The organism is Chryseobacterium salipaludis (genome assembly GCF_022968825.1).
GTDB lineage: Bacteria > Bacteroidota > Bacteroidia > Flavobacteriales > Weeksellaceae > Kaistella > Kaistella salipaludis.
Map to the genome: position 1 here is coordinate 306,116 of NZ_JALHKS010000001.1, position 19,613 is coordinate 325,728.

Here is a 19,613-nt window from a genome sequence, read left to right on the forward strand (position 1 = left end):
AATTTTTATTAATTTTGATTTACGTTTGCTTTATTCAAAGGTTATTTACACATGAGTTACTCTTACAAAGGTAAAATTTTAATATCCACTCCCGACCTCGGCGGCGACATTTTTTCACGCTCCGTGGTACTGATTATCGCCCACAATGATGACGGCGCTTTCGGCCTTATCCTGAATAAAAAGAATGATGAAATGAGCAACAAACTGCTCGACATTTTTGGCTTCCAGATGCCGGTGTACGAGGGCGGCCCGGTGGAAAACGATAAAATATTTTTTATCTGTAAAGGAGAACAGGTGACCGACACCTATACCGAAATCTCAGACGATTACTACCTGACCGAAGATGTGGAAAATGTGGTTTCAGCACTTATTGAACTTCGCCTGCCCATCAGTGATGTAAAGATATTTTCCGGTTACAGCGGCTGGGGTAGCCAGCAGCTTGACCGCGAAATCCAACAGAAAATGTGGACACCGGTGGATGTGTATAACCTGGATTACACCTCTCCTAACGACCAGAGTCTCTGGAAAAATATTATGCAGAATCTCGGCGGTGAATTCCTGCTTTGGGCCAATGCTCCGACTGACGTGTCGATGAACTGATATTATCCCAACAGAAAACTATTGGTCCAGTCTGCTGCCCACTGCTCAAAACGGCTGTATCCAAAACTTTTGTTTCTGATTTTCTGCACCGGATGCAGGCCGGATGCGTCTGATATCAAAAGAAGCTCCTCGGCTTTCTGGGTTTCAAATCCGTTGATCTCTGCTTCTTCGATGGTGATTCGTTCCTTCTTATTCAGCCAGGTCACGAAGTTTTCCATCAGCGGAGAAATATAAGCACCTTCTGTTTGCGTCGGGATCCGGATGGTATCTTCATTTAAAAGCAACAGATTTCCTGTGCCGCAACGTGCAATTCTCTTGTGCGGGTTCAGCAAAATGACATCATCCAGTTCATTTTCCGCTGCATACACCGCGGCGTAGTGATTCTCCGGACAAGGCGTGTGGATCTGGCTTAGAATATGTGTATTTACAGAAATTTCGCGCAACACATCAATTTCCACCGGAGATTTTAAACCTAATACAGATTGTGTTGAAGAAATATTAATATGTAACTCGGTTTGTTTTGACGATGGTTCAACGAACGCATATAAATCCACAATACCACTTTCCAACTTCTGCGCAGAAACCGCAGCAGTGATCAGCTCCGTAAAATATTCGAGCGTATAAGACAACGGAATGGGCATTCTCATTTTGCGCATGGATGCCATAAGGTAGAAATAGCATTCCTCTGCCATAATTAATTGCTGCTGTTGGAAATAGAATGCAACACGAACTACCGGGCCGTACTGAAGTAAAGAAGTGGAGGCTGCAGACAAAACAGTATTCATAAAAAGAAGTATAAGAAACTAAACAGGTACAAAAAATGAACGCCGGGCGTTCATTTATAAATTGATCAGCAGCGCGCTTACGACGCTCCGAGTTTAATTTTTAAGTTTTCAATCAGATTTTCCCAGTACAGGCGATTTTCTTCCTCATCACCTTCATCGCAGAAATCCACAACAATCAGCGCCAGATCCTCCGTGATATCATCAATCACGATGGTCATTTCAAAATAATTTTTCGTGCCTTCATCTTCTTCCCAGCGGAAGCGCACAAAGCTTTCCGGCTTATACCGGATCAGCGTTGCCTTCTCGGCAGGGCCACCACCCCAGCTGAAAAAGAAATCATCACCCTTTTCCACAACCTCATCTGCAAACCATTCCGACAGTCCCTCCTCACTCGCCAAGTATTCATACAAAATCTCTGACTGACAGTGCATTGGGAATTCGTACTGCACTTTGGTTTTCGCCATATTACTCCTAGTTTTTAATGTGTCGCAATATATAAATTAATTTCTGATATATACCATAGATTCCCGGAAAAAGCGTATATTCTCAGGAGCAGGCAGCGCCGTATTTTTGTGGCAGGTTCGTCCCGCTGTCCGCTATATCTCCCGGCAGCGCTGCCGCGCCACCGCGAGGATGCCACTTCCATCGGGGCTATTTTGGAAAAGCCGGGCTTTTTTTGAAATTAAGCAGGTTGCATTTCCTGTAGAACCTCCAGAATAATTTGACAGCCTTCGCGTATTTCCGCCTCAGAAATCGTCAGCGGCGGCGAGAGGCGCAGATATTCATTGCGATACAGTTGCCAGAAAACAATCAGTCTTTTTTCCATGCAGCGTCTTGCTACTTCCAGTGTGAATTCGGGTGTACCCAGGTTTACTGCGAGCATCAATCCTTTTCCGTTCACGTTCTTAATGGCAGGGTGTACCAGCATTTCGCGGTAAATCTGTTCTTTCGCGGCTGTTTCTGCCATCAGATTGCTGTGCAATACTTCTTTTAGCGTCGCAAGGCTGGCCGCAGCGATAAGGGGATTGCCGCCAAAGGTCGTAATATGCCCAAGCTTGGGTGTATGAGAAAGCGTTTCCATGATTTCGCGGGAACTCATGAAAGCGCCCACCGGAACACCGCCGCCCATTCCTTTGCCCATCACCAGAATATCGGGCACCATTCCATAATGTTCGAAGGCAAACAATTTTCCGGTCCGGCCGAAGCCCGGCTGTATTTCATCCAGAATGAGCAGCGCACCGACTTCCTCGCAGCGTTTTTTCAGCCTCATAAAATAATCCTGGTCCGGCATCAGAAAGCCCGCAGCTCCCTGAATGGTTTCAGCAATGACACAGGCCGTTTTTTCCGTGATTTTGGAAAACTCGTCTGTATTATTGAACTCAATAAAATCCACCAGCGGCAGCAACGGCCGAAACTCACGTTTGTGCAATTCATTCCCGGATACTGACAAAGCACCGTGGGTATTCCCGTGGTAGGACTGCTTCATCGAAATAATTTCTTCGCGGCCGGTGTAACGCTTTGCCAGTTTCAGCGCACCATCAATCGCTTCCGCACCGGAATTTACAAGATACGTCACTTCCAGCGGTTCTGGCGTGGCTTCGGCCAGCAGTTTACAAAGTTGCACCGGCATTTCCTGCGCATATTCGCCGTAGACCATCACGTGCAGGTATTTGTCTGCCTGATTTTTAATTGCATTAATTACTTTAGGATGAGAATGTCCCAAGGTATTAGCAGAAACACCTGCTACAAAATCCAGGTATTTTTTGCCATCGGTTCCGTAGATATAGGAACCTTCGGCGCGCTCAACTTCAAAGCCGGCAGCGAACCGGGTAGTTTGAGCCTGATAAGTAAAAAAATCTTTTTGCACTGCGCTATTCTATTTGGCTGCAAAGGTCGGAAAAAATTGCAATGAACTGGCCGTGGCACTTACAAAAGAGAAAGGAAAATGCAGTCAGAAATTACTTCCTCGTCCGTTTCGGCTTTTTCGCTTCTTCTTTTGCGCGTTCATCTTCAATCGCTTTCTGCGCAGCGTTGTAGAGCTGATCGCTACTTTGGTATTGTGTTTCCGGATAGTTGGGTGACTCGACAAATATATCCTGCCAACGCCGCAAGCGGTCCGTGGTATTCCAGTTAAAATCGGCGAAAAAGCGCTTTTCACGGGAAATTAAACTCATGGGATAGGTTTGTACATCCGCGCCGATATTGCAGGAAATAATTTGTACGCGGCGGTCTTCAAACTCCGCTTCGATAATCCCGCAGGTCGATAAAGCTACCCCGATGCGTTCGACTTCTTTTGTTTTTTCGTTTTGGTCATCTGCATACGTGATTGCCTGCGCATTGCCGATAACACGTGCGGTTTTAATTTCGTTCTGCTCGTAATATACCGTCATCAGCTTACCTTTCACCTGATTGAATTCATCTTTCAGATTCAGGGAATCTGCTTTGCTGATGGCAAATGCATCGCCCACCACGCGCAGGGAATCCAGGTATTCTTTTTCTGTATCAAAATACGCTTCAATCACATTGCCGGTTACCTGCTTCTCGCCGCTCCAGGCAATGGGTTTGCCGTGCAAATGCATAATACCGTCCGTTTCATCGAAGCTCAGAGAATCTGCCCGCACCTGAATATTGGTTTTAAACATCCGCGCCTGACGATATGCGCGAAGAAAACTTTTCTTTTTTAATGGCTGCACTGAATCCGGTCGCTGAAATGCAAGAATACGCTGCGCCGCAAAATACATGGAATCTTTCTCCAGAATCTTGACGGCATACGGTTTCTCGGTCATCATCGCGGAATCTTTCTTTTCATAAATCTCACCATAGCCGCCTTTCAGATAGCGGTTTTCGGCCGGATCGCGCAAGGTAACATTTCCGCGTGCGGTACCAAAACCGGTGATCTGATTGAAATACATATCATCACCAGTGAGGGTTTTGCCGTTATAATGAATACGCGCGTTTTTTTTCAGATATACCTCTTTCGTATTCATGTTGTAGGTGCCCTTTTCGGTGTAGATCAGGTTGCCGGGATTCTGGCGGTTGGTAATGGTGGTCGGGCCGTTAAAGGTGGCTGTATTGCTGTTTTGATTTTGAATAATATTCGCACCTTCGACAATATACTCCGGATTTTCAATTTTTACATTTCCCGTGAAATCAATCAGGCGGCTGTTTAAATCGTAAGTAGCCGAGCGGGTGTACATCACATTTCCATCTTTGGAAATAACACCGCCGGTATTAAAATAAGCTTTATTGGAAATGCGGTCGTAGTAAAGCGTTTGTGTTTTTATCGTCTGCCCCGGATCCGTCAGAACGACATCTTTACGGGCAATTCCTCTTTGGGTGTTGCCGTCATATTCCATCTCTCCGGAGGTGATAACAGATCCATCGGCGTTTTGCAGACGCACATTTCCAAGTGCTTTTACGAAATTTTGGTCCTGATAGAAAATCACCTCATCAGCCGTCAGTACCGAACCCTGATGCGCAAACTGAACATTACCGCTGAAATACGGGTTGCCGCTATATTTTTCGGGATTTTTATCAAAGCGGTCAGAGTGCACCAATTTCACCTTTTCCGGAGTGCCGGCCGGTTGTTGCGTGTTGAAATAGGGATCCTTAACCAGATCGTTTTTAGGGGTAAACTGGCCGGAAAGTGCCGCACTGAAGAGCAGCAGAAATGCAATAAGATGCTTCATTAATCCTTCTTGGTTCCGTAGAAGTAAAGCGAGTGTGAATCAATCTGCACGTTAAATGCCTGTTCGATAGACTCTTTAATCCCCTGAATACGCGGATCGCAGAACTCAATGATTTCAGCAATTTCTTTTCCGCTGTCTTTTTTATAGATCACCAGATGGTCGTGTTGCTTGTCGAAATAAGACTTCTCATAGGAAGAAGATGTGAGAGTTTTCTCGCCAAACTGATGTTTACGGATCAGGCCCGCATCCAGAAAAATTTCGATGGTATTGTAAATCGTCGCTTTGGACACGTGATATTTCTTCTGCATCATAATCAGGTACAGATCGTCCACATTGAAATGGTGCTCCAGCTCATAAATTTCCTCTAGAATGGTGTAGCGCTCCGGTGTATTCCGCAGCCCGCGTTCCTGAAGGTACTGGCGCAATACTTCCTTAATGGTGGTAAGATTCAACTGTTTCTGTTTCGGGTCCATCATCATCTCAAATAGTTATATGCAAATTTAGCCTATTTTAAATAAACGTGAATCTTACTCCCGGTGTTTAAAACCGACCTGACTGATGCGCTGAGTCATAATTACCCGCTGATCAATGAGCGGTGCAGATTCCACCGTGACATTGTGCGCAGACATGCCCCAGGCTTTGAAATCATCGCTGCCGATGTACTTCACGAAGTTATAAATATTAAGGGTAATTTTCTCCTTCACCGTAAGCAGCGTATCGTTAATGTAGGTATTATCGATAATCACATAGCGCAGATCCGGCGGAATGTTATAGTCTCTCAGGGAAGGATGGCTGCTGCGGGACGGAATCGTTCCTTCGGCCATCAGATCTTCCAGTACCTGATCAAAATAATCATTGATGCGGCGGTCTACTTTAAATCCTAATAAAAAATTAATGCGGTACACGGTTCCCGGCATCACTTCGTCCACCGTATATTTGAAAGTGTACGGATCCTCCTGGTTGGTAATATTCAGAATGAAGTAGTGATCCGCACGTTTCGGCTGCTTGCGCATGATCGAATAAATGATCTTGGATTCCACTTCATCCGCTTTCTTGGCGCGGCTCAGGAAAGCCAGGTTGGTCGCATATTTCGGAATGGTTTCATCCAGTTTCAGTTCCCGGATTACCGGCACGTACTTTTCGAGTTTGACGAATTTGACGAACTTACTTTTGATGGAGCGCCCATTATACCAAGCGTACATACAGGTTGCGATGAATCCTCCCAGCACCATGGTCAGCCAGCCGCCATCAAAGAATTTAATGACATTCGCATAGAAAAAGCCAAGCTCAATAAATAGATACATGGTAATAAATCCAATCGCAAACACCTTGGAGACCTGCGTGCGGCTCAGCCAGAAGAACAGCAGCACCGTGGTCATCAGCATCGTGATGGTAATCGTCAGCCCATACGCAGCTTCCATCGCTTCGGATTTCTGAAAATAGATTACAACGATAAAACAAAAAAACATCAGTCCCCAGTTGATCCGCGGAATATACATTTGACCTTTGACTCCCGAGGGATAATCGATCTGCTGGTTCGGCCAGAATGTTACCGACATCGCCTCTGAGAACATCGTGAACGAACCGGTAATTACCGACTGGCTCGCAATGATAGCCGCCGCAGTCCCCAGAATAACGCCCGGCAAAACAGCCCACTCCGGCATAATCCCGAAAATAGGGTTGATTCCTTGTGCCACACTGTTGGGATTGTCCAGCAGCCACGCGCCCTGTCCTAGGTAATTAAGGATCAGCATCAGTTTCACAAAAACCCAGCTGACCCGGATATTTTGTTTACCACAGTGCCCCAGATCGGAGTACAACGCTTCCGCACCCGTAGTACAAAGGAACACCGCGCCCATAATTACAATAGCACTCGGTGAATGTGTAATCAAATTATAAGCATAATACGGGTTAAATGCTTTGATAATTTCCACATGGTCCACAATATGAATCGAGCCGAAAACACCCAAAGTCAAAAACCACAAAACCATCACCGGCCCGAAAAACTTACCGATCGAAGCGGTACCAAACTGCTGCACAAAAAAGACAATCGCAAGAATAACAAGCGTGATCCCCACCACCGGCGTGTGTGGCGAAAATATCTTCAGCCCTTCCACCGCCGACATCACGGTTAATGACGGTGTAATCACACTATCAGCCACCAAGGTGGAGGCGCCAATAATGGCGATGACATAGAGCCATTTTTTTTTAAGTCTTTTTACTAAGGAATACAAGGACAAAATTCCACCCTCGCCTTTGTTATCAGCACGCAGTGCAATAATTACATATTTAACAGTGGTCTGCAGGGTAAGCGTCCAGATGATACAGGACAAAGCCCCTTCGATATATTCCTCAAACGGTAGATTATTGGTTTCGCGCCGGGCATTCACGATGGCTTTCATCACGTAAAGCGGCGAAGTCCCGATGTCGCCGAAAACAATTCCCAGGGAAACCAAAACTCCGATGGCCGTGAGTTTTTTCGTGTCGAAATGTGCGCCGGTTGTATCAGCCATAGCTTAAAAAAAATTTCGTCAAAGGTAAATGATTGGCAGATTTCCTGAATTAAATTTTTTAGATTTTTTTCTGTACTTATTTAAAGTTTTAGAAAATATACCGTTCAGCCTTTTTTCGTGGCTGAAAGTATGCCAAAAAGAAAACCGCTGCAAAAGTTTTTGCAGCGGTTTATGTAAAGTTCTTCTGAGTTAAGCCTTAATGTACATTGCTTTTTTCAGTTCTTCTTTCACTTTTTCCAGTTTCGGGAACCATTCCGCAAATAAGGGTGCGGAATACGGTGCCGGTGCATCCGGTGTGGTAATTCTCTTAATCGGCGCATCCAGGTAATCAAAGGCTTTCTGCTGCACCATATAAGTAATCTCGGAAGCTACGGAAGCAAACGGCCAGGCTTCTTCCAGGACAACCAGTCGGTTTGTCTTTTTCACTGAAGCCAGGATCGTGTCATAATCCAACGGACGCACCGTACGCAGGTCAATTACTTCCACAGAGATTCCTTCTTTCTCCAGATCTTCTGCAGCCTGGATGGCTAACTTCATGATCTTTCCGAAAGAAACCAGAGTCACATCGGAACCCTCTTTTTTAATATCTGCTTTACCCAGCGGGATGTAATATTCTTCTTCCGGAATCTCCATTTTGTCGCCATACATCTGCTCGGATTCCATGAAGATTACGGGATCATTATCCTGAATGGCGGTTTTCAGCAATCCTTTTGCATCGTATGGGTTGGAAGGAACCACCACTTTAAGTCCCGGGCAGTTGGCATACCAGCTCTCCAAAGCCTGAGAGTGCGTAGCACCCAGCTGTCCTGCAGAAGCAGTCGGACCGCGGAAAACGATCGGACAGTTCCACTGACCGCCGCTCATCTGGCGGATCTTCGCTGCGTTATTGATGATCTGATCAATTCCTACCAGGGAGAAGTTAAAGGTCATGAATTCCACAATCGGGCGGTTGCCGTTCATAGCAGAACCTACTGCAATACCGGAAAAGCCCAGCTCGGCAATCGGCGTATCGATCACACGCTTGGGACCAAATTCGTCCAGCATGCCTTTGGAAGCTTTGTAGGCGCCGTTATATTCTGCGACTTCCTCCCCCATCAGATAAATGGATTCATCCTTTCGCATTTCCTCGCTCATCGCCTGTGCAATCACTTCTCTAAACGTATATTCCTTCATGATCTTTCTTGAATAATTATAAAATACAAAAGTAAAGATTTTTTCGCTAAAATAGGAATACAAAAAGCACCCGTTGCCGGATGCTTTGTAATATAAAAAAGGTGACGGTATTTATTTAACGGCCTGCCAGGTTTGTGTACGGCCAATCAGGGAGATGCCCATGTATCCGCGCACATTTAGTTTATCGCCATCACGGGTGATCAGGCATTTATACATTTTTCCGGTTTTCGGATCGGTAATGGTTCCGCCGGTAAATTCGTTTCCTTCTTTTTTAATATCGCGGATTACTTCCATGCCCAGAATGGGTTTTCCTTTTCGGTCATCCTTACAGCCGGTGCAGTTCGGGTCGGCAGGTTTAATGAGGAGCTGGGTCACTTTCCCGTAGTACTTACCATTGGGCTTTTTGGTAATCTCTACGATGGATTTTGCCTGTCCGGTTTCATCATCAATGGTTTTCCATTTCCCTTCAATCTGAGCATAAGAGAAAGTGGCAAACAGCAGCGCCGCGAAGGCAGAAAATATTCTTTTCATTGTAAGGTTTGTTTTTAAGTTATCTTTGGATAAAAGTAACTAAAAAAAGTTAAACCCCAACACCTCTGCAACTGCGCAAAAAAAATAATGGCATCTTCGTAAAAATGCCATTATGATTTATCGGGAAAGATGAATAAATTATGCTTCCTGCTGATTGAATTTTTCGCGGTAAAACTTAATTAGTTCTTTCAATACCTCGATTTGTTCATCTTTGGATTGCAAAAGTTTTTGCATTACTTCTTTGTTTTCATCATGCGCAAGCTGAAGTTCTTCCAGTTGCTGCGCGCTGGCACTGCTGCCGCTTGCCTGTGGCCAGCCCAAAAGCTCTGCTCCACTCACCCCCAGAATCTGTGCCATTTTATCCAACTTGTCAATGGAAAGCTGCGCACTGTTTTTCTCAATTTTACCATAAGTTGCCTGAGACACACCCAGTTGAGAAGCTACCGCACCTTGTGACAAACCTTTACTCTTACGAATTTCTTTAATGCGGTTTCCGATTTCAGTCATAATTATATATTATTTTACGTCAAAAATACAAATTTATTAATCAAATCAAAAACGTCAATGCAGCTTTAAAGTAAATTAGGGTGATTTCCACAGAAAATAGGTAGCGAAAAATTGGATGCGTGATAAACAGCAGTATGGCAGAACCCTATTTCTTTTATACCCTTTATTTAAATGCTTAAAATATTGAAATAAACAAAAATAAGCTAAGCCAGTAACCGTAGCAAACTATCCAAAATATTTAGGTTTGGAATAAAATAAAGTTATGATTACGCACACTCATAGAAATTTTAAATGGTTATAATTGATGCAGATTTACTTCTTTTTTAAGCTTAAAACTCTACCGCAGTTTATGATTGATAATGCGATCCATATAATCCTGATACCAGGCTTTAGTTTTTTGGATGCCTAATTTCATTTCCTGAGTTAAAGTGTTTGAAAGTAAATTATCGAGCAATGCTTTATCATTGATAGAATACACACCAGTCACCTCGCTGCCATCGAAAACATAGATATAATTTCCTGTCATCACCCGCATGCTAAGGCCATCCGAATTCACGATAAAATAAGGTTCCTGCCGTGAAAGGAGTGAACGTCCCCAGCTGCGAAGAGGTTGTTGATAACCCATCAGATCGGCCAGCGTGGGATAAATATCTATCTGCTGTGCCGGCTCTTTTATTTCGCCTTTCAGGCCATAGTCGCTGTTCGGTGAATAAAACATAATGGGAACGGCGGCGCGGTTTACTGCTTTTTCATATTCCGGATAGGCGATCTGGTTGGGATGGTCGGCCACAAAAACAAAAATGGTGTTCCTGAACCACGGCATCGCGGAAGCTGTTTTAAAAAATTGCTTTAAGGCATAATCGGTGTAGCCCACCGGCTCGTGAATTTCAAGTGTTCCTTTTTTAAATTTACCCTGATATTTCTCCGGAATCTTGAAAGGATGGTGCGATGACACGGAAAACAGTGTCGCCATAAACGGATCTTTCTTTGTGTTCAGCGTTTGCGCGAAATATTGGAAGAACGGTTCGTCCCAAATCCCCCACATCCCATCAAAGTCGGCATCGTTATTATATTCCGTTTTACCGTAGTAATGATCAAAGCCCAGAATATTTCCAAAACCGAGGAATCCCATTGAACCATTGGGCGCACCATGAAAGAAACTGGTGTCATACCCCATTTCCTTCGAAACAGAAACGATGGACTGAATCTTTTGGTTGGCATACGGCGAAGAGGTGAACGCATCGCGCAGGCTCGGGATCCCGGCCAGGACCGAACTCATGCCGTGAATAGATTGTCGTCCGTTGGCAAAAGCATTGGTCGCAATTAAACTTTCCTGTGCCAGGCTGTCCAGGAAAGGTGTATAGGAAACGTAACCCGGAATATCAGCCTCTTTATTAAACGCGCCGATATACTCACGCCCGAAACTTTCCAGAATAAAAATGACCACATTAGGTTTCGGCTGCGGCACTTCGCGATGATATTGTTTATATGGTTTAATGTATTCCTCAATAAAAGAATCATCCACGAAATGAACTTCCTTAAAATTATTACTTCCCAAAGTCCTGAAAAAAGAAAATACACTGTTTAAAACCAGATTGCCCTGCGCCGGCTGTGCCACATGCCTGTTTGCATCCACAAGGTTGATGGGCCTGGTGGAATGTTTAAAATCACCTCGTATTCCGCCGACGGCCAGCAAAGCAGTGAGCGCCAGTCCCACGATACTCGAAAGAAAATACGGAAGCAGTTTGCGGGGCAGACCTGCGGTCACTTTCACTTTTTTGTACAACCAAATCCAAAGCACCAGCAAGCCGACATATAATAAAAGCACCAGCGGATGCGACAGCACAGAAGCTAAAAAAACACCGGCAATATTGGTTTCATTCTGTGCCACACTCAGCGCAGCCGTCGTCAGGCGCGCCTGTGAAAACGGATAATATAGAACATCGCCGAAATTAAGACTGAAAGCGATTGAGTTGGTAATAAAATAAAGCCAGAACAAGAACTTCTGATAGCCGTGTCTGGTATTAACTGTTAAAGGCAACACGCTCAGCAATATAAACAAAGCGTTCACATACAGAATGGCCGTTGTATCAAACGCAATCCCATAATACGCCAGTTTCAGGTATTCGCCGACGCCGGAGACCGGGATTAGATTTTGATTATAAAAATAAAAAATAAGGCGGGCAGCCTGATAGAAAAAATAAACGAGCAGCAGCCGGTACAGAAGCGCGCACCATTCGCTGACTCTCAGATTGTTTTTCAACATCATACGTTGCAATAATAAGCCTGCAAAATTACAATAAAATCTGCGGCGGTTGCCCACGCCCATGCATACAGCCGAATGCAGAAAAAACGTACTTTTGCCCACATGAACTTTGTACGAAACAATCTCGCCAATGTGCTCACGCTTGGAAATCTGCTGGCTGGCAGCATCGGCGTGATTCATCTTCTTAGCGGAGAATATGCGATTACGGCCCTTTGCCTGGTGATTTCTTTGGTGCTTGATTTTTTTGACGGCTTCGTCGCGCGCGCACTCAAAGCTAATTCTGCGCTCGGTGTGCAGCTGGATTCACTGGCGGATATGGTGAGTTTCGGCGTGCTGCCGGGCATGGTGATGTACATGGCACTGGAACCGTTCGGGAACAATATTTCCGGCTTTGATCTCGGATTTCCAATACAGTATATCGGATTGGTAGTTACCTTATTTTCATGTTTACGTTTAGCCATCTTTAATCTGGACGACGAACAAACTTATTATTTTAAAGGCCTGAATACACCTACCAATACCCTGCTTCTTTTTGGGTTATACTATGCCTGGCAGGAAAGCAGTTCATTTTCATTTTTATTTGCAAGCCCGCTGTTACTTATTTTCTTATCCATTGTCTGCTCACTTTTGCTGGTCAGTCCGGTAAAAATGATTTCACTAAAGTTCCGATCCCTGAAACTGCAGGACAATTATCCGAAACTGGCGCTGCTGGCAGGCATTATCGTACTGCTGATCCTCTTTAAAACGAGCGCAATTCCGCTGGCTGTGCTTTATTATATTCTGGTTTCGCTCGCGTTCCAGAAACAACTTTAAACCGTATCATGAATTTACATTTACATAAACCGCTGTGCACATTTGACCTGGAAACAACCGGGACGCAAATCAGCAAAGACCGCATCGTAGAAATCTGTATTCTCAAAGTATTTCCTGATGGCTCGCGCGAAAGCCGGACCTGGCGTGTGAACCCGGAGATGCCGATTCCTCGCGAATCAACCGCCATTCACGGCATCAGCGATGACGACGTACGCGACTCGCCCGTTTTCCGGGAAATTGCCCCTAAAGTTCTGGAAATGATTCAGGGTTCCGATCTGGCGGGTTTTAACAGCAATCGTTTTGATGTTCCGGTTCTGGCTGAAGAACTACTGCGCGCCGGTCATGATTTTGACTTAAGCAAATATAAACTCATTGATGCACAAACCATTTTCCACAAAATGGAACCCCGTAACCTGACGGCGGCCTACCAGTTCTACTGCCGTAAAACGCTGGAAAACGCCCACTCTGCGGAAGCAGATGTACTGGCAACTTTCGAAGTGCTGGACGCCCAGGTTGGCCACTACCCGGACTTGCCAAAAGACACAGCCGGGCTCAGCGAGTTTTCTTATCACCAGAAATGTGCGGACCTCGCCGGTTTTATAGGCTATGACGCCGAGGGATTTGAGGTATTCTCTTTTGGAAAGTACCGTAACCAGCGTGTGGCAGATGTCTTTAAAAAAGACCTGGGCTATTTCGGCTGGCTGCAGAATGCTGATTTCCCGCTGTACACAAAAAGAGTGCTGACCGCCATTCAGCTGCGCGGCCGGTTTTAAAACCATAAAAAAAACTATACATGAAAATAATTTGCATCGGAAGAAACTACGCGGAACATGCGCGCGAACTGGGAAATGAAATACCGGAGAATCCCGTCATCTTCATGAAACCGGATACTGCGGTTTTAAAAGGAAGCGATTTTTATATCCCCGAATTTTCACAGGAAATTCATTACGAACTGGAAGTGGTACTGAAGATTTCCAAAGGCGGGAAATACATACAAAAAGAAAATGCCCACAAGCATTACGACGAAATAAGCTTAGGAATTGATTTCACTGCGCGTGATCTGCAAAGTAAACTGAAGAGCAAAGGATTGCCGTGGGAATTGGCGAAAGGTTTCGATGGTTCTGCCGTCGTCGGCGCCTTCTATGATAAAAATGACTACGACCTGAAAAACCTGAATTTTTCTTTACTTATTAATAAAGATGAAGTGCAGCTGGGAAACACGCGGCACATGATTTTTGGCTTTGATGATATCATCGCTTTCGTGTCGCAATATTTTACATTACGAACCGGAGATTTAATTTTTACCGGCACTCCGGAAGGGGTGGGCAAAGTCAATGAAAAAGACCGCCTGCAGGCTTACCTGGAAGAAAAGAAGATGCTGGACATCAATATTTTATAATTTTTTCGATCTAATATACCTTCAATAAACAATAGCAACCGCTCGACCTGCAGAAAGCATCCTGAGCTGACTAATTTTTTTCACCAATACTTATCCACTTCTTTACTCTTAATACAGTCACATTTAGCGAAGGATTTTGAATGCTTATATTTCTGAAATTATATCAGCCCAGTTTATTTTCGGATAACCGAATAAATGTGTACTTTTAAGAAACTAAAAAAATGTAAGGCTATGGTACATATTATTCTTCCGGTTGATTTCTCGGATGCTACAGAAAAGCTGGTAGACGGCGCACTTCGCTTCGCCAGAGAAACCAACGGCAAAATCTGCCTGATTCACGTCGCTCCTTCTGATATTGGTTTTGCTATTGGTGATATGGGTTTCCAGTACTTCCCGGAGGTGGAAGAAAATGAAATCAAGCATGAGCTGATGGAGCTTAATAAACTGGAGCAGCGCATTATTGCCCAGGGAATTGACTGCGAACATCTGCTGAAACAAGGTGTCGCCGGCGATGTAATCCTGGAATATGCCAAAGAAAAGGATGCAAACTATATTGTGATGGGTTCCCACGGACGTAGCAATATGTATGATGTTTTCGTAGGTAGCCTGACCAAAGAACTGACCCGCCGTTCGCCGGTGCCGGTTTTGGTGATTCCCGTTCATACACAGGATAAATAATTTGACATCTTATCATAAAATAACAATCCCGGAGCGAAAACACTCCGGGATTTTTACCGTTCGATGAAAAACGTATCAATTATTTATTTTCCTTATTATAAATACGGGGATCATAATACGGGTGATGACCTTCTGTTGGTGAATGGTATTCTTTATCCTTATTTCCGCCCAGCTTAGCCACCAGTACCCAGCACCAATAGCAGAACAGGATGCTTCCCACGATAAACAAAATCCAGTTGATTACATATCCAAATGCATCAAAAAATCCAAAAGCCCACTTGAAAACACCGCTTAAGAATAACCAGAATGCCGTCATTATTTTCCTTTTTTAATTTTTAACTTTGCACAAATTTAAGTAAAATGTTTCGATTACTTTCCAAGGAAAGCAATATTTTTTCAATACCGGTCTATATCGGGGTGCTTCTGGTAATCGTCATTAGCTTTAATATATTGGATTACAACACGCTGGACATTATTTCAGCTATGATCACATTCCTGGGCGTAGCACTCGGGTATTTCTGTTTTCACGCGATGGCGCTGAACTATCAGACGCATCTACCACTCTTTCTTTACACCTTTTTCATTTTTGCCCTTTACCCCGGCGACCTAGATATTGGCATTGCGGTATCCCTATTTACAAATGCCATTATTTTACTTCAGCTGACGGCAGATAACCTCTCCGTGCGGAATAATTCTTATTTACTGGTCGGAGCACTGCTGGCTTTAAATTTTATTTTTCTGCCGACAACCTGGCCTATGTTTATCTTTGTACTCTTTCATATTGTGGCCACCGGCACGAATATCGGGAGACAGCTCGGGCAGTTTTTCTTAGGCATCGTGCTCGTGGCGCTTTCCTATTTTAGCATTGCTTATTTTCTGCATCTTGGCAGTTGGGACACTGCCTACTTTCCGTTTGGTAAATTTACCTTTACACAAAATTTCGGTTATTTATGGTGGCTCAGCCCAATCCTGATTTTACTGTTGCATTCAGTAGGCGACCACTTTCGGTTTTATAACAGAAAAAGCCCGTCCAGCCGTTTTAAATATACTTTTCTGCTTGTGTATTCCGTAGCGCAGCTGATTACCATTGTGCTGTATATGGGCAAGACTTACGAATATCTTTTACTGCTGGCTTTGCCGGCGTCCATCATCCTGAGCCGTATGCTTCGTTTTGCGAAAAAATACTGGGTTCGGGAGGCAGGTTTATGGCTGATTATCGGCTGCCTGCTTTTATTTAAACTTTCTTCTTATTTTAATTTTTACTGAACATGATTCAAATTGACGATAAACTGATTTCCGAGGACATTTTTACCGAGGAATTTGTGTGTAACCTGAGCCGCTGCAAAGGCGCGTGCTGTGTGGAAGGTGATGTGGGTGCTCCGCTGGATAAAGAAGAGACGGTGATTCTGGATCGTATTTTCGATCAGGTAAAACCATACCTCCGCCCGGAAGGCGTGGCTGCGCTGGAAGAACAAGGAACCTGGACGCTGGATCCGAATGATGGTGATTACGTAACTCCGATGGTCGCCGGCCGGGAATGCGCGTATGTTATCTTTGATGAAAACGGTGTGACCAAATGCGGAATTGAAAAGGCGTACGAGGCCGGTGCAGTTGATTGGCAAAAACCCATTTCCTGTCATCTGTATCCGATTCGCGTGGATGTGTACCGCACTTTTTCCGCACTTAATTATCATCGGTGGGAAATTTGCAGTGATGCTTGTGCACTGGGCAAAGAACTGCAGGTGCCGATTTATAAATTTGTAAAAACACCACTCATCCGCAAATACGGTGAAGAATTTTACCAGACGCTTACCGAAGCGGCGGAGGAATGGAAGCGTGAATTCTCATCTTAAAGAAAATGTATCTTTAAATAAAAAAAATAAGATGTCGGAACATTTCGAAATGATGGATATGTACAAGGCAGTGATCGCACTGGTCGCCGGCCTGATCCTGGGTTTCGAAAGGGAAATGAAAGACAAGTCCGCCGGCCTGAAAACGATTACCGTTATCTGCCTGGGTTCTACCCTGTTTGCCATTTTATCTTATAAGATGTCTGGCTCTGGTGATCCGACGCGGATTGCATCGTATGTTGTCAGCGGCATTGGCTTTCTGGGCGCTGGTGTTATTTTTAAAGAAGGTTTTAACGTGTATGGCTTAACCACGGCGGGCATCATCTGGATTGCGGCCGCAGTAGGGCTTGCCATTGGTTTTGGTGAAATTTATATCGCTTTTACCTTTCTGATTTCAGCACTGATTGTTATTTATTTATCTAAAATTTTAACGCGTCATTTCCTGGCGCAGCATCATAATAAAATTTTAAAGTTCAGCTTGCTGCCGGAACATTTTGATCAAAAACAGGCGATTGTTGCAGACCTGATTAAAATCTCAAAACGCGGTTATCAGATTCAGTTAGAAAAAGAACCGGGCGAAATGATGGTGACACTGGAACTTTTCATCACCGACCGGCAGCTGAAAGAACTGGAGCGATATCTGATTCACAACTTTTATATTAATGATTTTAAGTTTTGATTTTATAGCTTTTTAAAAAGTAATATTTAAGCAAATATTTCCCTTTAATAAATCTGCTCCCCGTAACCGGAGCAGATTTTTTTATTCAGAATAGAAACCAACTCCGTCAACACGCCAAAAAAAATTCCGCTCTGCACAGGCAAAGCGGAATTTAATATATAAAGCGACAATCTTACTTTTTCAGTTCCTCCAGGAATTCATCGTGGGAAATGGCTGTTTCGTTTTTCTTGGCTTTTTCCAGGATCACGTCTTTCAGTTTAGCCATGGCAACCTCAGATGAAATCTGACGAACCTGCTCCTGCTCTTTCAGCATTTCCACTGCGTACTTCTGAACTTCTTCATCCGGCAAATGGTGGATTCCGTAGATCGCCAGCTGGTTGCGTACCAGTTGCTCAGCCTGCGCCAGAACATCGGCATAATCAATCTGGATATCATTGTCATTCATCAGCTTACCTTCCAGAATCTGGTTTTTCAGCTGATTCTTTTCTGCTTCCAGGATTTCTTTCGCCTGCTCTTCTGTCTGTACCTGCTCGTTGCTGTGTACTAACCATTTTACCAGGAAAGTCTCCGGCAGTTTCACCTCTTCTTTCTCATTGATCTGAGCAAGAATCTGGTTTACGAAGTGTACATCTGCATTCTGCTGGAAATACTCATCGAGCTCCGTTTTCACTTTTTCGCGAAGTTCTTCTTCAGACTTCACGGTGTCTTCACCATATACTTTGTTGAACAGTTCCTGATTTAACTCAGCGAGCTTCAGACCATAAAAATCCTTCACCTTCACTTCGATTTCATCGTGGTGAAGATGCTCGACTTCTTCTTTACTGAAGCCCAGCTCTTTGGCCAGCTCTTCATTTTTCTGAAGTTCTTCTTTAGATACTTTCACGGAACCATCCATTTTAAGATCTTTCACCAGTTGGAAAGCCTCTTTTTTAGAAGAATCAATGGTTACGTTTTTCGGAGCGTGGTGATGTTCACCTTCAGCGCCTTCTTCTACCACCTGGCTGATTTCCAGTGCTACGTGAGAATCGTCACCGATTGCATCCTGTGGCTGCTGTTCTGCGAAACGCTTCTGCATGTTTTCGATGCTTTGGTTGATTTCCTTGTCAGAAGCTTCCACTTTATAATGCGGTGCTTCGTACTGGCTCAGATCCACGGTGAAATCCGGTTCGTATCCGATCTCGAAAGCAACTGTCAGCTGTTCCGCATTGTGGTTCAGCTCATCCACTGGTTGTGGTACAGGCTGACCTACCAGACGCAGTTTATGCTCGTTTACATAATTATTCAGCGCCTCAGAAACCTGCTTATTGATTTCTTCGAAAGCAATGCCTGCTTCGTACTGCTTACGCACCATGCTCAATGGCACTTTCCCCTTACGGAAACCTGGCACCTGTGCATTTTTAGCGTAGTTGATCAGTTGTTTTTCAACTTTATCTTTATAATCGGATTTCTCTAAAGTTACTGTAAGTAATGCACTTACATCATCATGCTGAGTCGCTGTAACGTTCATGGTAATTTATTCAAAATTTAGGTTGCAAAAATAGTAATTTTTTTTAATTGAGTGGGAAACGGTGCAAGACTTCCTCTGAACTTACGGTTGTACCTTCAGACTGAAAACTGCCAGCGCATCGGTTTCGCCTCCCTCCACCGTTCCGTAAGTTGCACCCTCCTTTGTTTCGGAAACCGACATCGGATCATGCACTAAAGTGAGTACGAGCTGCGGTTTGGCGCCATTTGCTACATTAATTATATTCCAACGCGTTTTCAGGCCCAGGCGTGCTCCATCGTTCCGGGTGCTTTCTTCATCATCCAGCCGTTCCAGTTCAATTTCAGACTGCTCAAAACGGTACAAAAGGAAATGTTCTTCTTTCGCTTCAATGATACTTTCGGTTTCGTCCTCATTGCCATTCAGGAAAACAGCACGAACGATATAGTTTCGTCCGTTCTTCAGTTTGATTTCCGGCTGCACAGGCGCATTCATGGTGTAATTATAAGTTTCTGCCACACCGGTCAGTTCGTCTTTCACCACCAGAATAATATTGGAAATATCTTCCTGAGAGAGCACATCATCTTCTTCATCAGCGCGGCTGCACTGCACAAGTACCCATGCTGAAAACAGCAGCATTAAAAATC

The 19,613-nt window shown here is 44.3% G+C and carries 21 protein-coding genes; 8 read left to right on the forward strand and 13 right to left on the reverse strand.

Annotated features, from left to right (window positions below; translation table 11 throughout):
- Positions 1–51: 51 nt before the first annotated feature.
- Positions 52–600: a YqgE/AlgH family protein gene (locus MVI27_RS01370; RefSeq protein ID WP_246958893.1), complete on the forward strand. Its 549-nt coding sequence runs from the start codon at positions 52–54 to the stop codon at positions 598–600.
- A 2-nt stretch (positions 601–602) separates the two neighbouring features.
- Here the strand turns inward: MVI27_RS01370 and MVI27_RS01375 are convergent, their stop codons facing one another.
- The 10 genes from MVI27_RS01375 to MVI27_RS01420 all read right to left on the reverse strand — a co-directional run bounded on the left by MVI27_RS01375 (position 603) and on the right by MVI27_RS01420 (position 12,067).
- Positions 603–1,385 (reverse strand): aminotransferase class IV, encoded by a 783-nt coding sequence (locus tag MVI27_RS01375; RefSeq protein ID WP_246958894.1) that lies wholly within the window; start codon positions 1,383–1,385, stop codon positions 603–605.
- Between the two features lie 77 nt (positions 1,386–1,462).
- Complete coding sequence (locus tag MVI27_RS01380; RefSeq protein ID WP_246958895.1) at positions 1,463–1,849, reverse strand: START-like domain-containing protein; 387 nt, start codon at positions 1,847–1,849, stop codon at positions 1,463–1,465.
- A gap of 218 nt (positions 1,850–2,067) precedes the next feature.
- The gene (locus MVI27_RS01385; protein WP_246958896.1) at positions 2,068–3,252 is read right to left on the reverse strand and encodes an aspartate aminotransferase family protein; all 1,185 of its coding nucleotides are present in this window, start codon (positions 3,250–3,252) and stop codon (positions 2,068–2,070) included.
- 91 nt (positions 3,253–3,343) lie between these two features.
- Positions 3,344–5,074: an OstA-like protein gene (locus MVI27_RS01390; RefSeq protein WP_246958897.1), complete on the reverse strand. Its 1,731-nt coding sequence runs from the start codon at positions 5,072–5,074 to the stop codon at positions 3,344–3,346.
- Positions 5,074–5,550 carry a Fur family transcriptional regulator gene (locus tag MVI27_RS01395; protein ID WP_416346216.1) on the reverse strand — a complete coding sequence of 159 codons (477 nt, stop codon included), beginning with the start codon at positions 5,548–5,550 and terminating at the stop codon, positions 5,074–5,076. The genes MVI27_RS01390 and MVI27_RS01395 overlap by 1 nt, the downstream gene beginning before the upstream one ends.
- A 51-nt stretch (positions 5,551–5,601) precedes the next feature.
- Positions 5,602–7,587 (reverse strand): KUP/HAK/KT family potassium transporter, encoded by a 1,986-nt coding sequence (locus tag MVI27_RS01400; RefSeq protein ID WP_246958898.1) that lies wholly within the window; start codon positions 7,585–7,587, stop codon positions 5,602–5,604.
- A gap of 189 nt (positions 7,588–7,776) precedes the next feature.
- A complete protein-coding gene (locus MVI27_RS01405; protein ID WP_246958899.1) occupies positions 7,777–8,760 on the reverse strand; it encodes a pyruvate dehydrogenase complex E1 component subunit beta in 984 nt (327 codons plus the stop codon).
- A gap of 111 nt (positions 8,761–8,871) precedes the next feature.
- Positions 8,872–9,291 carry a DUF2147 domain-containing protein gene (locus tag MVI27_RS01410; protein ID WP_246958900.1) on the reverse strand — a complete coding sequence of 140 codons (420 nt, stop codon included), beginning with the start codon at positions 9,289–9,291 and terminating at the stop codon, positions 8,872–8,874.
- Positions 9,292–9,429: 138 nt separating this feature from the next.
- Positions 9,430–9,798 (reverse strand): helix-turn-helix domain-containing protein, encoded by a 369-nt coding sequence (locus MVI27_RS01415; protein ID WP_246958901.1) that lies wholly within the window; start codon positions 9,796–9,798, stop codon positions 9,430–9,432.
- Between the two features lie 337 nt (positions 9,799–10,135).
- Positions 10,136–12,067 (reverse strand): LTA synthase family protein, encoded by a 1,932-nt coding sequence (locus tag MVI27_RS01420; RefSeq protein WP_323134584.1) that lies wholly within the window; start codon positions 12,065–12,067, stop codon positions 10,136–10,138.
- Positions 12,068–12,166: 99 nt separating this feature from the next.
- Here MVI27_RS01420 and MVI27_RS01425 point away from each other — a divergent pair, with 99 nt between their 5' ends.
- The 4 genes from MVI27_RS01425 to MVI27_RS01440 all read left to right on the forward strand — a co-directional run bounded on the left by MVI27_RS01425 (position 12,167) and on the right by MVI27_RS01440 (position 14,954).
- Complete coding sequence (locus MVI27_RS01425) at positions 12,167–12,877, forward strand: CDP-alcohol phosphatidyltransferase family protein (protein ID WP_246958902.1); 711 nt, start codon at positions 12,167–12,169, stop codon at positions 12,875–12,877.
- A gap of 8 nt (positions 12,878–12,885) precedes the next feature.
- Positions 12,886–13,650 (forward strand): 3'-5' exonuclease, encoded by a 765-nt coding sequence (locus MVI27_RS01430; RefSeq protein ID WP_246958903.1) that lies wholly within the window; start codon positions 12,886–12,888, stop codon positions 13,648–13,650.
- Between the two features lie 20 nt (positions 13,651–13,670).
- Positions 13,671–14,276: a fumarylacetoacetate hydrolase family protein gene (locus MVI27_RS01435; protein WP_246958904.1), complete on the forward strand. Its 606-nt coding sequence runs from the start codon at positions 13,671–13,673 to the stop codon at positions 14,274–14,276.
- Between the two features lie 231 nt (positions 14,277–14,507).
- A complete protein-coding gene (locus tag MVI27_RS01440) occupies positions 14,508–14,954 on the forward strand; it encodes a universal stress protein (protein WP_246958905.1) in 447 nt (148 codons plus the stop codon).
- A 79-nt stretch (positions 14,955–15,033) separates the two neighbouring features.
- Here the strand turns inward: MVI27_RS01440 and MVI27_RS01445 are convergent, their stop codons facing one another.
- Positions 15,034–15,270 carry a hypothetical protein gene (locus MVI27_RS01445; protein WP_246958906.1) on the reverse strand — a complete coding sequence of 79 codons (237 nt, stop codon included), beginning with the start codon at positions 15,268–15,270 and terminating at the stop codon, positions 15,034–15,036.
- A gap of 44 nt (positions 15,271–15,314) precedes the next feature.
- On the opposite strand from MVI27_RS01445, the gene MVI27_RS01450 reads away from it, so the two are divergent.
- Genes MVI27_RS01450 through MVI27_RS01460 form a run of 3 tightly spaced genes read left to right on the forward strand, consistent with a single transcriptional unit; the run spans position 15,315 to position 17,483 of the window.
- Positions 15,315–16,220, forward strand: coding sequence for a DUF6427 family protein (locus MVI27_RS01450; RefSeq protein WP_246958907.1), 906 nt, complete (start codon positions 15,315–15,317; stop codon positions 16,218–16,220).
- Positions 16,221–16,222: 2 nt separating this feature from the next.
- Positions 16,223–16,807: a DUF3109 family protein gene (locus MVI27_RS01455; RefSeq protein WP_246958908.1), complete on the forward strand. Its 585-nt coding sequence runs from the start codon at positions 16,223–16,225 to the stop codon at positions 16,805–16,807.
- Positions 16,808–16,838: 31 nt separating this feature from the next.
- The gene (locus MVI27_RS01460) at positions 16,839–17,483 is read left to right on the forward strand and encodes an MgtC/SapB family protein (RefSeq protein WP_246958909.1); all 645 of its coding nucleotides are present in this window, start codon (positions 16,839–16,841) and stop codon (positions 17,481–17,483) included.
- 172 nt (positions 17,484–17,655) lie between these two features.
- On the opposite strand, the gene MVI27_RS01465 is transcribed toward MVI27_RS01460, so the two are convergent.
- Together MVI27_RS01465 and MVI27_RS01470 are read right to left on the reverse strand one after the other, a co-directional pair.
- On the reverse strand, positions 17,656–18,990 hold the full coding sequence (locus tag MVI27_RS01465; protein ID WP_246958910.1) for a trigger factor: 1,335 nt from the start codon (positions 18,988–18,990) through the stop codon (positions 17,656–17,658).
- Between the two features lie 81 nt (positions 18,991–19,071).
- On the reverse strand, positions 19,072–19,605 hold the full coding sequence (locus tag MVI27_RS01470) for a hypothetical protein (RefSeq protein WP_246958911.1): 534 nt from the start codon (positions 19,603–19,605) through the stop codon (positions 19,072–19,074).
- Positions 19,606–19,613: the final 8 nt, after the last annotated feature.

Excerpts from the sequence above, each read along its gene's own strand:
- MVI27_RS01370 (WP_246958893.1), top strand. The coding sequence starts at position 52 with ATGAGTTACTCTTACAAAGGTAAAATTTTAATATCCACTCCCGACCTC.
- MVI27_RS01375 (WP_246958894.1), bottom strand. The coding sequence starts at position 1,385 with ATGAATACTGTTTTGTCTGCAGCCTCCACTTCTTTACTTCAGTACGGC.
- MVI27_RS01380 (WP_246958895.1), bottom strand. The coding sequence starts at position 1,849 with ATGGCGAAAACCAAAGTGCAGTACGAATTCCCAATGCACTGTCAGTCA.
- MVI27_RS01390 (WP_246958897.1), bottom strand. The coding sequence starts at position 5,074 with ATGAAGCATCTTATTGCATTTCTGCTGCTCTTCAGTGCGGCACTTTCC.
- MVI27_RS01395 (WP_416346216.1), bottom strand. The coding sequence starts at position 5,550 with ATGATGGACCCGAAACAGAAACAGTTGAATCTTACCACCATTAAGGAA.
- MVI27_RS01400 (WP_246958898.1), bottom strand. The coding sequence starts at position 7,587 with ATGGCTGATACAACCGGCGCACATTTCGACACGAAAAAACTCACGGCC.
- MVI27_RS01405 (WP_246958899.1), bottom strand. The coding sequence starts at position 8,760 with ATGAAGGAATATACGTTTAGAGAAGTGATTGCACAGGCGATGAGCGAG.
- MVI27_RS01410 (WP_246958900.1), bottom strand. The coding sequence starts at position 9,291 with ATGAAAAGAATATTTTCTGCCTTCGCGGCGCTGCTGTTTGCCACTTTC.
- MVI27_RS01415 (WP_246958901.1), bottom strand. The coding sequence starts at position 9,798 with ATGACTGAAATCGGAAACCGCATTAAAGAAATTCGTAAGAGTAAAGGT.
- MVI27_RS01420 (WP_323134584.1), bottom strand. The coding sequence starts at position 12,067 with ATGATGTTGAAAAACAATCTGAGAGTCAGCGAATGGTGCGCGCTTCTG.
- MVI27_RS01425 (WP_246958902.1), top strand. The coding sequence starts at position 12,167 with ATGAACTTTGTACGAAACAATCTCGCCAATGTGCTCACGCTTGGAAAT.
- MVI27_RS01430 (WP_246958903.1), top strand. The coding sequence starts at position 12,886 with ATGAATTTACATTTACATAAACCGCTGTGCACATTTGACCTGGAAACA.
- MVI27_RS01435 (WP_246958904.1), top strand. The coding sequence starts at position 13,671 with ATGAAAATAATTTGCATCGGAAGAAACTACGCGGAACATGCGCGCGAA.
- MVI27_RS01440 (WP_246958905.1), top strand. The coding sequence starts at position 14,508 with ATGGTACATATTATTCTTCCGGTTGATTTCTCGGATGCTACAGAAAAG.
- MVI27_RS01445 (WP_246958906.1), bottom strand. The coding sequence starts at position 15,270 with ATGACGGCATTCTGGTTATTCTTAAGCGGTGTTTTCAAGTGGGCTTTT.
- MVI27_RS01450 (WP_246958907.1), top strand. The coding sequence starts at position 15,315 with ATGTTTCGATTACTTTCCAAGGAAAGCAATATTTTTTCAATACCGGTC.
- MVI27_RS01455 (WP_246958908.1), top strand. The coding sequence starts at position 16,223 with ATGATTCAAATTGACGATAAACTGATTTCCGAGGACATTTTTACCGAG.
- MVI27_RS01460 (WP_246958909.1), top strand. The coding sequence starts at position 16,839 with ATGTCGGAACATTTCGAAATGATGGATATGTACAAGGCAGTGATCGCA.
- MVI27_RS01465 (WP_246958910.1), bottom strand. The coding sequence starts at position 18,990 with ATGAACGTTACAGCGACTCAGCATGATGATGTAAGTGCATTACTTACA.
- MVI27_RS01470 (WP_246958911.1), bottom strand. The coding sequence starts at position 19,605 with ATGCTGCTGTTTTCAGCATGGGTACTTGTGCAGTGCAGCCGCGCTGAT.